Genomic DNA, 12,721 nt, shown 5'->3' with positions numbered 1-12,721 from the left:
TCCGGCTGGCGCTGCATGGGGGGCCGGGGCGTGAAAGCCCGAAGGCCCGCCGGCCGTGACGCAACGGACAGGACACAGGAGACGTGGACCATGAGAATTGCCCAGATCGCGCCGCTGACCGAATCGGTGCCGCCGAAGCTGTACGGCGGCACGGAGCGCGTCGTGTCCTACATCACCGAGGCGCTCGTCGAGCTCGGCCATGATGTGACGCTGTTCGCGAGCGGCGATTCGACGACGCGGGCGAAGCTCGAGCCGGTCTGGCCGCGCGCGCTGCGGCTCGATTCGTCGATCCGCGACCGGGTCGCGCCGCACATGCTGCTGATGGAGACGGTCGCGCGCCGCGCGAAGGACTTCGACGTGCTCCATTTCCACATGGACTACTACTCGTTCTCGGTCTTCAACCGGCAGGAAACGCCCTACGTGACGACGCTGCACGGCCGGCTCGACCTCCCCGAGCAGCAGCCGGTGTTCGACACGTTCAACACCGCGCCGGTGATCTCGATCTCGAACGCGCAACGCCAGCCGCTGCCGCAGGCGAAATGGCTGACGACGGTCTACCACGGGCTGCCCGATACGCTGTACATGCCGCAGCCGGTCGAGCCGCGCTATCTCGCGTTCCTCGGCCGCATCTCGCCGGAGAAGCGCGTCGACACGGCGATCCGCATCGCCCGCCAGTGCGGGCTGCCGATCAAGATCGCCGCGAAGATCGACGCGGCCGACCAGGAATACTTCGAGCGCGAGATCAAGCCGCTCTTCGCGTTGCCGCACGTCGAATTCATCGGCGAGATCGCCGATCACCAGAAGGCCGAATTCCTGTCGGGCGCGCATGCGCTGCTGTTCCCGATCGACTGGCCGGAGCCGTTCGGCCTGGTGATGATCGAGGCGATGTCGTGCGGCACGCCGGTGATCGCGTTCAATCGCGGCGCGGTGCCCGAAGTGGTGGACGAGGGCGTGTCGGGTTTCATCGTCGAGGACGAAATCAGCGCGGTGGCCGCCGTGAATCGGCTGCACCTGCTGCCGCGAGCGCGCGTGCGGCAGCGCTTCGAGGAACGCTTCACGTCGCGCCGCATGGCGCAGCAGTATGTCGACGTCTACCAGTCGGTGATCCGCGCGCAGAAGCGCTCGCGCTTCAAGGTGATCGACTCGACGACCTGACGCGCGAGGCGCACGACGCGCGCGGATGAAAAAACGGCGATGCCCGCAAGGACATCGCCGTTTGTGCTTGTGCATGGCCCGCGCGCGGTGCGCACGGGCGGTGCCGAGCGTCAGATCTTCAGCTTCGTGACCTTCGTGCCGTTGATCGACACGTCGCCCATCAGGCCCGCGTTCGTCAGCACGACGACCTGGACCGGCGCGGTGGCCGTGTTGGAGTCGACCGCGCCGTTCGCGCCCATCTTCACGAGCGCGACCGACGCGCCTGCGCCGGCTGCCCAGCCGTCCGAGCCGCGGAATTCGTCGAGCGCTTCCTGCGTCATGAACAGGAACACGATCGCCTTCGACTGCGCACCGGCCTGCAGGCCGACCGACAGCGACGACGTGTTGTAGTAGCCGACCGTGCTGCCGCCGACGCGCAGTGCGCCGTTGCCGGACTGGCCGCCGACGATGAAGCCGGCCTGGATGACGTCCGGGAAGACGAGCACGCCGCGCGACTTCGCGACGAGTTCGCGTGAACCCTTGACCGTGGAGTACATGCGCGACAGCGTGGCGTCGACGCTCGAGTCGATTGCCTGGCGCTTCGACGCGTTCGTTGCGGCGTTGTCCGGCTTGTCCGGGGTGGTGGTGCAACCGGTGAGCGCAAGGCTACCGACGATGAGCGCAGCGGCGGCTTTCAGCACAAGATTCCGTTTTTGCATCGTTCTTCTCCATCGGATGATGTTCGGAGTGAGTCTCGCTCAGGGAGCGGATCACGTCGGCAGTTATATCACAGCGGATTACAGCCTCTTTTCGTTGCAGCGTGAAAAAGCGTCAAATCGCTCGGGGATGTCGCGGCGCGCCAACGGACGAACCGGCAACCGCGCGCCGACATCGCATCGGCATGCGGGAAACACGGCGTTTGATCGGACGGCGGCTGCTGCCGCGCGCATCAGTGCGTGACGGGTGGAACAGGCGGCTTGATCGGGGGACGGCGCAGCGCGCGGCGGATCAGCGCGATCACGACCCCGCAGGCGAACAGGAACGCGGCCGGCACGACCCAGTAGCCGACGAACGCATGCCACAGGTAGCCTGCGAGCGTATTGCGGCGCACCACGTATTCGTCGCGGGCTGCCTGCTGGCGCGGTGCATTGCCGGCGAGCACGTCGGCCGGGCAGCCGGCCGCGCGCGCCTCGTCAGGATCCCCGTGGCACTTCGCGGCGGCGCCGGCGGCCTGCTGCGCGTCGCTGAGCTGCCAGGTGGTCAGCGCGAGTTGCAGGTCCGCCTTGTTGTACGCCATTTCCTCGCGGATCTCGCGCACGGCGACGATCGCGACGGGCACGGCCCAGAACACGATCACGATCAGCCAGCGGCGGAACCAGCGGTGTTGTCTCCATGCCATCCATGCCTCCGTTTGACGCGTGTGCGCGTCTGTCTCGAGGGCGGCCCGATGGCGCTTCTTGTACTTGGATGGGCCGCGTTGCAGCCATCATAGAAGAAAACGCGGCGAATTGCCGCACCATGTGGCGGCGCCGGTGCGGCAGGCTGGAAAAGCGGGGCGGGAGGCTGTTGCAACAGCGCGGCGGCGGGGCCGAGCGGGGCGCGTCGATGCGCGTGCAACGAAAACAAAAATGCCGCGCCCGCCGAAGCGGTGCGCGGCATTAAATACGGGAGCGCCGGAACTCAGGCGGCCGGCTGGCTGCTCAGGCAGCTCTTCATGAACGCCTTGCGGTCGTCGCCCTTCTTGCCGGTGGCCTGCGTGTTGCACGCCTTCATCTTTTCCTGCTGCGACATGGCCTTCGCGGGCTTCGCCGACAGGCAGTCCTTCATGAACGCCTTGCGTTCGTCGCCCGTCTTGCCGGCTGCCTGGGTGTTACAGGCCTTCATCTTGTCCTGCTGGCTGTTCGCCGCGAACGCGGGGGAAGCCAGCATGCCGCCGAGAAGCACTGCGGCTACGAGCGATTGGATTTTCATTTCGACACTCCCATGGGGTGAATTGCGTGTGATCGACGCCGTCACGAAGCACCGTGCAATGACGATAGGGTCGCATCGCACAGCGCGCTCCGATTATGGCAAATCAATGTGAAAACACCAAAACGGCACTTTCTATAACGTTGCGGATGCCACGGCCGTTGACGGCACGTGTTGCCGGACGATCGGGACAAACCATGATGCGCGGCGGCCGGCCTCGGTCGCCGCGCCGGAACCTGGCCGCAAGCCTTTACAATCGCGGCCATGAACACTTCGAATTCCGCATCCCCTTCGTCCGCGTCGGCCCTGCCGCGCATCGCCGTGCTCGCCACCGGCGGCACGATCGCCGGCGCCGCGCCCGACGCAGCCAGCACGGCCGGCTACCAGGCCGGCGCGCTCGGCGTCACTTTCCTGGTCGACGCGGTGCCGGCGCTTGCGTCCGTCGCGCGCGTCGACGCCGAGCAGATCGCCAGCATCGACAGCAAGGATCTCGCGTTGCCGCTGTGGAATACGCTCGCCGCGCGGATCGACGCGCTGATGGCCGACCCGGCGGTCGACGGCATCGTGATCACCCACGGCACCGACACGCTCGAGGAAACCGCGTATGCGCTGCACCTGGTCGTCAACGGCGACAAGCCGGTCGTGCTGACGGCCGCGATGCGGCCGGCGACCGCGCTGTCGTCCGACGGCCCGCTGAACCTGCTGAATGCGGTGACGGTGGCCGCGCATCCGTCCGCGCGCGGGCAGGGCGTGCTGGTCGCATTCAACAACCGAATCCACGGCGCGCGCGACGTCGTGAAGACGAGCACCTATGCGGTCGATGCGTTCCAGTCGCCAGAGCTCGGCGCGCTCGGCTGGGTGCAGGACGGCCGGGTCGAATTCGCCCGCCGCGTCACGCGTTCGCGCGACACGCAACTGGCGATCGCCGCCGCGTGGCCGCCCGTCGAAGTCGTCGCGAGCTACGCGGGCGTGACGCGCACGGCCGTCGATGCGCTCGTCGCGGCCGGCGTGCGCGGTCTCGTCGTCGCGGGCACGGGCAACGGCTCGATCCATGCGACGCTGCAGGCGGCGCTGGCCGATGCGGTGAAGGCAGGCGTCGCGGTGGTTCGCGCGTCGCGCGTCGGGTCGGGGCACGTGATGCGCAACGGCGCCGCGAGCGACGATGCGCTCGGCTTCGTGAGCGCAGGGTCGCTGAACCCGTTCAAGGCGCGGGTGCTGCTGATGCTCGCGCTCGCGAACGGCATTCACGGCCGCGACGCGCTGCAACGCGCGTTCGATACGCTGTGACCGACTGACCGATACGCGCGGCGCGGGCCGCGCGCGTCACCATGAAAAAAGCAGGCCATCGGCCTGCTTTTTTTGTCCGTCAGTCCGGCAACAATGCTCAGGACTGCGGCGGAATCACGAGCTTCTGGCCCGGGTAGATCCGGTCCGGGCTCGACAGCATCGGCTTGTTCGCCTCGAAGATCACCGGGTACTTGTTCGCGTCGCCGTAGACTTCCTTGGCGATCGCCGACAGCGTGTCGCCCGGCTTCACGTCGTGGTACTGCACTTCCGGATCGTCCGGCTGCAGATCGTCGTCGTTGACGCCCGCGACGCCTTGCACGTTGCCGGCCGCGACCTTGACCTTGGCCTTCGTGTCGAGGTCGGCGACGCTGCCCGACAGCGTCACGGTGCGCGATGCGCCGTCGAACGCCACGGTCAGGTTCGACGTGTCGAGGCCTTGCGTGTTGATGTAGTTCTTGATGGCATCGGCCGCGGTCTGGTTTGCGGCATTCGGATCTTCCGCGGCTTGCGCATCGGCATGACCCAGCAGTTTTTCGCCCGCCTCTTTGATAAACGAAAGAAGACCCATCGTTGCACTCCTTAGGTGGTTGAAAAGAAAACGCGCCGTGAAGTGGCGAAAAAAACACCGCGCTGGGCGCGGTCACCGGAAGTGAACGCTAGCGCGGCGGTTTTCTCGAAAGGCGTGGCGAAAGTGTAGGCGTTCATGACGACGATTGCATGAAAAATCGCACGCTTGAACGTAAAGAAATGTAATACGCGAAATCCGACAGGCGGACACCCGACGACGACGTCTGACCGACCAAGGCTTCCCCGGCGTCGCCGGGTGCCGCTGCGGACCCCACCACGCCGCTCTCAGCCCAGAGCGGCGTTTTTCGCCCCGTCCCGCATGCCATCGGCAGTGCAGGGCGGGGCGCCCCACCGTGATGCGCGAGCGTGTCGCGCATCGATGCGACCGGCCGTGCCGGTCACGTGTGTCTGTCGCGCGCGTCCGCCATCGCAGCAAAAACGCGCATCGTTGCAGCCGTGTTACGCGGCCGGCGTCTGGCCGATCTCGAAGTTCGACATGATCTCGAGCGCACGCACGAGTGCCGAGTGATCCCATGCCTTGCCGCCGTGCGATGCGCACACGCTGAACAGCTGCTGCGCGCTGGCCGTATGCGGCAGCGCGAGGCCGAGCTTGCGTGCGCCGTCGAGCGCGAGGTTCAGGTCCTTCTGGTGCAGCTCGATGCGGAAGCCCGGATCGAACGTGCGCTTCGTCATCCGCGCGCCGTGCACTTCGAGGATGCGCGACGCGGCGAAGCCGCCCATCAGCGCCTGGCGTACACGCTCCGGATCGGCACCCGAACGTGCGGCGAACAGCAGTGCTTCGCCGACCGCCTCGATGTTCAGCGCGACGATGATCTGGTTCGCGACCTTGCAGGTCTGGCCCGCGCCGTTGTCGCCGACGAGCGTGATGTTCTTGCCCATCTTCTCGAACAGCGGCCTGGCGCGCTCGAATGCCGTCTCCGGGCCGCCGACCATGATCGTCAGCGTCGCTTCGCGTGCGCCGACTTCGCCGCCGGACACCGGCGCGTCGAGGTAGTCGCAGCCGAGTGCGTTGATCTGCTTCGCGAATTCCTGCGTGTCGAGCGGCGAGATCGAGCTCATGTCGATCACGAGCTTGCCGGCCGTCAGACCCTTCGCGACGCCGTCGTCGGCGAACAGCACGTTACGCACGTCCGGCGTGTCCGGCACCATCGAGATGATGATGTCCGCGTTCTTTGCGACTTCGGTCGAGTTCGCGACGACCTTCGCGCTCGTGCGCAGGTCGTCCGGGATCGGGAACGCGCCGTTCACGACGAGCTGGTGGTCGCCCTTGAGCAGGTTGCGCGCCATGTGCGCGCCCATGATGCCGAGGCCGATGAAACCGATGGTTGCCATGTGAAAGTCTCCTATAGGGCTGAAAACGGAAAGGGCGGATCTCAGGCGGCGCGCCGCGCCGAGCCCGGTGCGCAGCCGGCGACGCTGTGCAGCCAGCCGAGGCCTTCCGTCGTGGTGGTGCGGGGCTTGTACTCGCAGCCGACGTAGCCGGCATAGCCGAGCCGGTCGAGCAGCGCGAACAGGAACGCGTAGTTGATCTCGCCCGTGCCCGGCTCGTTGCGGCCCGGGTTGTCCGCGAGCTGGACGTGGCCGATCGACGCGAGGTTGCGTTCGATCGTCGCGGCCAGTTCGCCTTCCATGCGCTGCATGTGATAGATGTCGTACTGCAGGAACAGGTTGTCCGAGCCGACCGCGCGGATCACGTCGAGCCCTTCCGACGAGCGGTTCAGCGCGAAGCCCGGGATGTCGAAGCTGTTGCACGGCTCGACGAGCAGGCGGATGCCTTCGCGCTTCAACGCATCGGCGGCAAAGCGCAGGTTGTCGACGATCGTGACGAACGTCTTGTCGCGCGCCGTGCTGGCCGACGGGATGCCGACGAGGCAGTTCAGTTGCGGCACCTTCAGCGCCTTTGCGTACTCGATCGCACGGCCGACCCCTTCCTGGAACTCGCCGACGCGATCGGGCAGGCACGCGATGCCGCGCTCGCCCTGGTCCCAGTTGCCGGCGGGCAGGTTGTGCAGCACAAGGCGCAGGCGATGCGTCTCGAGGCGCTCGGCGAGTTCCTCTTTCGCGTACGGATACGGGAACAGGAACTCGACGGCGTCGAAGCCCGCGTCGGCGGCCGTCTTGAAGCGGTCGAGGAACGGCACTTCGTTGAACAGCATGGTCAGGTTTGCAGCAAACTTCGGCATGAGCTAAGCCTCTTCGGTCGGTCAGTCAAAAAATGTCGTGCGGTTCAGTCGAGCATCGAGATCGCGGTCGGTGCGTGCTCGGCCTTTTCGGCGAGATCCTCGAATTCGTTGATCGCGTCGATTTCGGTGCCCATCGAGATGTTCGTCACGCGCTCGAGGATCACTTCCACGACCACCGGCACGCTGAACTCTTCCGCGAGCGTTTGCGCCTGGCGCAGCGCCGGCTCGATCTCTTCCGGCTTGAACACGCGCAGCGCCTTGCAGCCGAGGCCTTCCGCGACGGCCACGTGGTCGACGCCATAGCCGTTCAGCTCCGGCGCGTTCACGTTGTCGAACGCGAGCTGCACGCAGTAGTCCATGTCGAATGCACGCTGCGCCTGGCGGATCAGCCCGAGGTACGAGTTGTTCACGACGACGTGCACGTACGGCAGCTTGAATTGCGCGCCGGCCGCCAGTTCCTCGATCATGAACTGGAAGTCGTAGTCGCCGGACAGCGCGACGATCGGGCGGCTCGGGTCCGCTGCACGCACGCCGAGCGCGGCGGGGATCGTCCAGCCGAGCGGGCCGGCCTGGCCGCAGTTGATCCAGTTGCGCGCCTTGAACACGTGCAGGAACTGCGCGGCGGCGATCTGCGACAGGCCGATCGTGCTGACGTAGCACGTTTCGCGGCCGAACACCTTGTTCATCTCTTCGTACACGCGCTGCGGCTTGACCGGCACGTTGTCGAAGTGCGTCTTGCGCTGCAGCGTGCGCTTGCGTTCCTGGCATTCCGCGACCCATGCGCTGCGGTCCTTCAGCTTGCCGGCGGCCTTCCATTCCCGTGCGACGGCGACGAACAGTTCCAGCGCGGCCTTCGCGTCCGACACGATGCCGAGATCCGGGCCGAACACGCGGCCGATCTGCGTCGGCTCAATGTCGACGTGCACGAACTTGCGGCCCTTCGTATAGACCTCGACGCTGCCCGTGTGGCGGTTCGCCCAGCGGTTGCCGATACCGAGCACGAAGTCGGACGCGAGCATCGTGGCGTTGCCGTAGCGGTGCGACGTCTGCAGGCCGACCATGCCGGCCATCAGCGGGTGATCGTCCGGAATCGCGCCCCACGACATCAGCGTCGGGATCACCGGCACGCCGATCGTTTCGGCGAACTGGACGAGCAGGTCTTCCGCCGCTGCGTTGAGCACGCCGCCGCCCGACACGATCAGCGGCTTGTCCGCGTCGTTGAGCATCGCGAGCGCCTTCTCGATCTGCGCGCGGGTGGCCGCGGGCTTGTAGACCGGCAGCGGTTCGTACGTGTCGATGTCGAATTCGATTTCGGCGAGCTGCACGTCGATCGGCAGGTCGACCAGCACCGGGCCCGGACGGCCCGAGCGCATCAGGTGGAATGCCTGCTGGAACACGCGCGGCACGAGCGCCGGCTCGCGCACGGTGACGGCCCACTTCGTGACGGGCTTCGCGATCGACTCGATGTCGACGGCCTGGAAGTCTTCCTTGTACAGGCGGGCACGCGGTGCCTGGCCGGTGATCGCGAGGATCGGAATCGAGTCGGCGGAAGCGGAATAAAGACCGGTGATCATGTCGGTGCCGGCGGGGCCCGACGTGCCGATGCACACGCCGATGTTGCACGGGGCCGCGCGCGTGAAGCCTTCGGCCATGTGCGACGCGCCTTCGACGTGGCGTGCCAGTACGTGGCTGATGCCACCCGACTTGCGCATGGCCGAGTAGAACGGGTTGATCGCTGCGCCCGGCACGCCGAACGCGGTCTGGATGCCTTCTTTCTCGAGCACGAGCACAGCAGCGTCGACGGCTCTCATCTTGGCCATGAATGTCTCCTTGAATGGGGTGGATCTTGCAAATGGGTCTGTTGGGGACACTTTAGGGATGCAGGAAAGGTTTGATAAGATCAGCCGAAGTCGCTTTTTTCGAAACTAAAAGTATGGAATGACGGCCGGGCGGGGCTTTCCGCCGGTGCCGGCACAGAGACGGAGACGGGAGATGGATCGCTTCAAGCAGATCGAGACGTTCGTGCGGGTGGCCGATGCCGGCAGCCTCGCGGCGGCGGCGCTCGAGGAGGGCGTGTCGCCGGTGGTGCTCGGGCGGCGCATCGACGCGCTCGAAAAGCGTCTCGGCGTGAAGCTGATGTACCGCTCGACGCGACGGCTGGTGGTCAGCGAGGAGGGCGCCGCGTTCCTCGAGCGTTGTCGCGGCCTCCTGTCCGAATGGGACCAGGCCGAGAACGAGCTGGCCGCCGGGCGCCGCGCGGTCAGCGGGCACCTGATCGTGTCCGCGCCGGCCGCATTCGGGCGCAAGCACGTCGCACCGCACGCTCCCGGCTTTCTGGCCGACAAGCCCGAGATGCAGCTGTCGTTCAACCTGACCGACCGCGTCGTCGATCTCGTGCGCGAAGGCTACGACCTGTCGATCCGGATCGGCGGGGCCGTCGATCCGAACTTCGTCGCGGTGAAGCTCGCATCGAACCGGCGTGTCGTGTGCGGCACGCCCGAGTATTTCCGCCAGCACGGCCGGCCGAAGTCGCTCGACGACCTGCTCAAGCACAACTGCCTGGCGTTCAACCTGCAGGGCGGGCAGAACCGCGGCTGGTATTTCCAGCGCCACGGCAAGATCGCGACGATGCGCGTGGCGGGCAATCTCGACTGCAACGACGGCGAGCTGCTGCACCGCTGGGTGGCCGAAGGTCTCGGGCTCGGCTGGCGCTCCACGTGGGAGATCGCCGCGCAGCTCGAGACGGGCGAGCTTGAAACCGTGCTCGACGAATATGCGTTGCCCGACTACGACATCCTCGCGGTCTACCCGCAGCAGCGCTACGTGCCGGCGCGCGTGCGCTACTTCATCGACTACCTGCGCGCCGCTTACGCGAGCCCGGGCTACTGGAGCACCACGCCATAACCGGCGCGGGCGGCCCGGCCACAGGACCATCCGGCGATTTTTTACGCTTCGGGCGCGCGGCGCGGGAATAAACTCGACGCAACGACGGTAAGGTCATCAAGCGTGCACGTTGCCAGTCTGTCCGGGCACCGTGCTCGGAACGGGCGCGGCTTCGGCCGCCGGGACCAGGGAGGCCATGTGGGGCAAGCCGGACAGGCGGTCGAAGAGCGGTCGGCGGACGACGCGGTGGCGCGCGGCGAGCGGTTTCGTGCGCTCGTGCTGCCGCATCTCGACGCCGCGTACAACCTCGCGCGCTGGCTGAGCGGCAACGCCGGCGATGCGGACGACGTCGTCCAGGACGCGTGCATGCGCGCACTGCGCTTCGTCGATTCGTGTCGCGGCGACAACGCCCGGCCTTGGCTGCTGACGATCGTGCGCCACACCTGGTACACGGAATGGCGGCGCCGCACGCATGCGCACGAGGTTGCGCTGCCCGACACGCTCGACGACACCGACGTGCCCGACGACTGGCAACCCGCGACCGACGATCCGCTCGCGCACCTGCTGCGCGGCGAGAACGTGCGGCTCGTGAATGAAGCGCTCGCGAAGCTGGCACCCGAATACCGCGAGGTGCTCGTGCTGCGCGAGATGGAGGACCTGAGCTACCGCGAGATTGCGGCGATCGCGGACGTGCCGGTCGGCACCGTGATGTCGCGGCTCGCACGCGGCCGGCGCAAGCTCGCCGCGCTGCTGGGCGGCGAGCCGGCACCGGCGGCCGAAGGCAGGCCGGGCCGTGCGCCGGCTGGCGGAACCGCATCGGAGGCTATCGATGGACTGTAACGAAGCGCGAGCGTTGCTGGACGCGGACGTCGACCGCGAGCTGTCGGCGCCCGATGCGTTGCGGGTCCAGCAGCATGTCGAAGCGTGCGAAGCGTGCCGCCGCGAACGCGCGCGGATCGTCACGCTGGTGCAGGCCGTGCGCCAGGCCGACTACCACCGTGCGCCGGATGCGTTGCGGGCCAGCATTCTCGCGAGCCTGCCGGCGGCGGCCGATGCGCCCGTGCGCGAGCAGGCGCAGCCGCAGCCCGAACCGCGGTCAACGCCGCAGCCGCGTCCGCGCGGCCGCCGCTGGTTTTCGTGGCTGACGGATCAAGGCGGGTCGGCACGCCCGGCGTCGGCCGGCATGGGGCCGCGCGTGGCCGCGCTGCCCGGCCTCGGCTGGGGCGTCGCGCTGCTGGTGGCGCTTGCCGCGGCGGGCGGGATGACGTTGTCTGCCCGCCACGCCGACACCGACCGCACGGTCGACGAACTCGTGTCGAGCCACGTGCGGGCCGACCTGTCCGCGCGCGACATCGACGTGATCTCGACCGACCGGCACACGGTCAAGCCGTGGTTCAACGGCCGGATCGACTATGCGCCGCCGGTCGAGGACCTCGCGGCGGCCGGCTTCGCGCTGGTCGGCGGCCGGCTCGACTACGTCGGGCGGCGCCGCGTCGCGGTGCTCGTCTACCGTTACCGGCAGCACGTGATCGACGTCTACGTGCGGCCGGCCGGGGAGGGGCCGGGGGCGCCGTACACGACCGTGTCGCAAGGCTACGCGCTCGACCGCTGGGAGGCGGCCGGAATGACCTGGTGGGCCGTGACCGACGCCGAACCGTCGGCGCTCGCGGCGTTCAGGACCGCGCTCGATGCGCGACTCGGCGTGACACGCACCGAGTGACGGCGGCGGGCGGCGGCCTGCCGCTTGCCGCGCGTTTCTGTTCCGACCCTGACCGGGCAATGCACCGAAGAACGCCTGGGCTGCGCGGGTTCGCCCCTTCAAGTCTTTGAAAACATGGCCGAATCCGCGCGCGAATCGTCGATTGGCCTTGCATGCGCCCCGTATCCGGGTTAGAATCTTCGGCTTCTCACTTGCCACACCGGTTCAGACGCCCGGGTGGCTTTAATCCACAAGGAGTGTGTAATGCGTCATTACGAAATCGTATTCATCGTGCACCCCGATCAGAGCGAGCAAGTGCCCGCGATGATCGAGCGTTACAAGACCACGATCACGTCGCACGGCGGTCAGATCCACCGCGTCGAAGACTGGGGCCGTCGCCAACTGGCCTACATGATCGAGAAACTCGCGAAGGCTCACTACGTCTGCATGAACATCGAGTGCGACCAGACGACGCTCGACGAACTCGAACACGCGTTCAAGTTCAACGACGCCGTGCTGCGCCACCTCATCGTCAAGATGAAGAAGGCCGAAACCGGCCCGTCGCCGATGATGAAGGAAGTTCAGCGCGAAGAAGCCAAGAAGGCGGCTGCAGCTCAGCCGACCGAAGCGCAGGCTTAAGTTCGTCATTCATTAAGCCATCAAGGAGCGCGTCACTCACGTGAACAGGTTGCAATTGACGGCAAGCGTCGTCGAACGCGCACCGGTGCGATATACGCCGGCAGGTGTTCCGATCGCAAGCGCCACATTGCATCACCGCACGGAAGTCGTCGAAGCAGGCATTCCCCGTCAGGTCGAAATGACGATCGAGGCGGTGGCGGCCGGTGAGGCGAGCGGCAGGCTGGAGAGTCGTGAAATGGGCGTCGAAACGCTGTTCACGGGCTTCCTGGCAAAGAAAAGCCGCAACGCGAGAACCTTGGTGTTTCACATCACAGCATTGCAGGACATTGGAAAGGACTGA

At 66.8% G+C, this 12,721-nt stretch carries 15 protein-coding genes; 7 read left to right on the top strand and 8 right to left on the bottom strand.

Annotated features, from left to right (window positions below; all coding sequences use genetic code 11):
* Positions 1 to 90 precede the first annotated feature (90 nt).
* The gene (locus CFB40_RS10410; protein WP_089425599.1) at positions 91 to 1,155 is read left to right on the top strand and encodes a glycosyltransferase family 4 protein; all 1,065 of its coding nucleotides are present in this window, start codon (positions 91 to 93) and stop codon (positions 1,153 to 1,155) included.
* A gap of 110 nt (positions 1,156 to 1,265) precedes the next feature.
* Here the strand turns inward: CFB40_RS10410 and CFB40_RS10405 are convergent, their stop codons facing one another.
* From CFB40_RS10405 to CFB40_RS10395, 3 genes are all read right to left on the bottom strand, one after another.
* Positions 1,266 to 1,853 carry a BPSL1445 family SYLF domain-containing lipoprotein gene (locus CFB40_RS10405; RefSeq protein WP_069248150.1) on the bottom strand — a complete coding sequence of 196 codons (588 nt, stop codon included), beginning with the start codon at positions 1,851 to 1,853 and terminating at the stop codon, positions 1,266 to 1,268.
* A gap of 230 nt (positions 1,854 to 2,083) precedes the next feature.
* On the bottom strand, positions 2,084 to 2,533 hold the full coding sequence (locus tag CFB40_RS10400; protein ID WP_174972708.1) for a hypothetical protein: 450 nt from the start codon (positions 2,531 to 2,533) through the stop codon (positions 2,084 to 2,086).
* Between the two features lie 281 nt (positions 2,534 to 2,814).
* On the bottom strand, positions 2,815 to 3,105 hold the full coding sequence (locus tag CFB40_RS10395) for a PsiF family protein (protein WP_043188161.1): 291 nt from the start codon (positions 3,103 to 3,105) through the stop codon (positions 2,815 to 2,817).
* Positions 3,106 to 3,366: 261 nt separating this feature from the next.
* On the opposite strand from CFB40_RS10395, the gene CFB40_RS10390 reads away from it, so the two are divergent.
* Positions 3,367 to 4,389: an asparaginase gene (locus tag CFB40_RS10390; RefSeq protein ID WP_089425598.1), complete on the top strand. Its 1,023-nt coding sequence runs from the start codon at positions 3,367 to 3,369 to the stop codon at positions 4,387 to 4,389.
* Between the two features lie 97 nt (positions 4,390 to 4,486).
* Here the strand turns inward: CFB40_RS10390 and lysM are convergent, their stop codons facing one another.
* The 5 genes from lysM to gcl all read right to left on the bottom strand — a co-directional run bounded on the left by lysM (position 4,487) and on the right by gcl (position 8,980).
* Positions 4,487 to 4,957 (bottom strand): peptidoglycan-binding protein LysM, encoded by a 471-nt coding sequence (lysM, locus tag CFB40_RS10385; protein ID WP_039367010.1) that lies wholly within the window; start codon positions 4,955 to 4,957, stop codon positions 4,487 to 4,489.
* 11 nt (positions 4,958 to 4,968) lie between these two features.
* On the bottom strand, positions 4,969 to 5,094 hold the full coding sequence (locus tag CFB40_RS39050) for a hypothetical protein (protein ID WP_256093589.1): 126 nt from the start codon (positions 5,092 to 5,094) through the stop codon (positions 4,969 to 4,971).
* 321 nt (positions 5,095 to 5,415) lie between these two features.
* Positions 5,416 to 6,309 (bottom strand): 2-hydroxy-3-oxopropionate reductase, encoded by an 894-nt coding sequence (locus tag CFB40_RS10380; protein ID WP_089431180.1) that lies wholly within the window; start codon positions 6,307 to 6,309, stop codon positions 5,416 to 5,418.
* A gap of 41 nt (positions 6,310 to 6,350) precedes the next feature.
* Complete coding sequence (gene hyi, locus CFB40_RS10375) at positions 6,351 to 7,160, bottom strand: hydroxypyruvate isomerase (protein WP_089431179.1); 810 nt, start codon at positions 7,158 to 7,160, stop codon at positions 6,351 to 6,353.
* Between the two features lie 44 nt (positions 7,161 to 7,204).
* Positions 7,205 to 8,980, bottom strand: coding sequence for a glyoxylate carboligase (gcl, locus tag CFB40_RS10370; RefSeq protein WP_089431178.1), 1,776 nt, complete (start codon positions 8,978 to 8,980; stop codon positions 7,205 to 7,207).
* 172 nt (positions 8,981 to 9,152) lie between these two features.
* Between gcl and CFB40_RS10365 the strand changes: the two genes are divergently transcribed.
* From CFB40_RS10365 to priB, 5 genes are all read left to right on the top strand, one after another.
* Positions 9,153 to 10,064 carry a LysR family transcriptional regulator gene (locus CFB40_RS10365; RefSeq protein ID WP_089425595.1) on the top strand — a complete coding sequence of 304 codons (912 nt, stop codon included), beginning with the start codon at positions 9,153 to 9,155 and terminating at the stop codon, positions 10,062 to 10,064.
* 177 nt (positions 10,065 to 10,241) lie between these two features.
* Positions 10,242 to 10,883, top strand: coding sequence for an RNA polymerase sigma factor (locus CFB40_RS10360; RefSeq protein WP_089431177.1), 642 nt, complete (start codon positions 10,242 to 10,244; stop codon positions 10,881 to 10,883).
* Positions 10,873 to 11,763, top strand: a complete 891-nt coding sequence (locus tag CFB40_RS10355; protein WP_089431176.1) for an anti-sigma factor family protein — start codon at positions 10,873 to 10,875, stop codon at positions 11,761 to 11,763. Before CFB40_RS10360 ends, CFB40_RS10355 begins: the two co-directional genes overlap by 11 nt.
* A gap of 243 nt (positions 11,764 to 12,006) precedes the next feature.
* Complete coding sequence (gene rpsF, locus CFB40_RS10350) at positions 12,007 to 12,381, top strand: 30S ribosomal protein S6 (protein WP_006402295.1); 375 nt, start codon at positions 12,007 to 12,009, stop codon at positions 12,379 to 12,381.
* 40 nt (positions 12,382 to 12,421) lie between these two features.
* Positions 12,422 to 12,721, top strand: a complete 300-nt coding sequence (gene priB, locus CFB40_RS10345) for a primosomal replication protein N (RefSeq protein ID WP_011657069.1) — start codon at positions 12,422 to 12,424, stop codon at positions 12,719 to 12,721.

It is taken from the genome of Burkholderia sp. AU31652 (assembly GCF_002223155.1).
Taxonomy (GTDB): Bacteria; Pseudomonadota; Gammaproteobacteria; order Burkholderiales; family Burkholderiaceae; genus Burkholderia.
This window is presented reverse-complemented; position numbering and strand designations above follow the sequence as displayed.

Bases quoted from the DNA above. Each gene is read 5' to 3' on its own strand.
- hyi (WP_089431179.1), bottom strand. From the start codon at position 7,160: ATGCCGAAGTTTGCTGCAAACCTGACCATGCTGTTCAACGAAGTGCCG.
- CFB40_RS10400 (WP_174972708.1), bottom strand. From the start codon at position 2,533: ATGGCATGGAGACAACACCGCTGGTTCCGCCGCTGGCTGATCGTGATC.
- CFB40_RS10405 (WP_069248150.1), bottom strand. From the start codon at position 1,853: ATGCAAAAACGGAATCTTGTGCTGAAAGCCGCCGCTGCGCTCATCGTC.
- CFB40_RS10365 (WP_089425595.1), top strand. From the start codon at position 9,153: ATGGATCGCTTCAAGCAGATCGAGACGTTCGTGCGGGTGGCCGATGCC.
- lysM (WP_039367010.1), bottom strand. From the start codon at position 4,957: ATGGGTCTTCTTTCGTTTATCAAAGAGGCGGGCGAAAAACTGCTGGGT.
- CFB40_RS10410 (WP_089425599.1), top strand. From the start codon at position 91: ATGAGAATTGCCCAGATCGCGCCGCTGACCGAATCGGTGCCGCCGAAG.
- CFB40_RS10395 (WP_043188161.1), bottom strand. From the start codon at position 3,105: ATGAAAATCCAATCGCTCGTAGCCGCAGTGCTTCTCGGCGGCATGCTG.
- gcl (WP_089431178.1), bottom strand. From the start codon at position 8,980: ATGGCCAAGATGAGAGCCGTCGACGCTGCTGTGCTCGTGCTCGAGAAA.
- CFB40_RS39050 (WP_256093589.1), bottom strand. From the start codon at position 5,094: ATGAACGCCTACACTTTCGCCACGCCTTTCGAGAAAACCGCCGCGCTA.
- CFB40_RS10380 (WP_089431180.1), bottom strand. From the start codon at position 6,309: ATGGCAACCATCGGTTTCATCGGCCTCGGCATCATGGGCGCGCACATG.
- CFB40_RS10355 (WP_089431176.1), top strand. From the start codon at position 10,873: ATGGACTGTAACGAAGCGCGAGCGTTGCTGGACGCGGACGTCGACCGC.
- rpsF (WP_006402295.1), top strand. From the start codon at position 12,007: ATGCGTCATTACGAAATCGTATTCATCGTGCACCCCGATCAGAGCGAG.
- CFB40_RS10390 (WP_089425598.1), top strand. From the start codon at position 3,367: ATGAACACTTCGAATTCCGCATCCCCTTCGTCCGCGTCGGCCCTGCCG.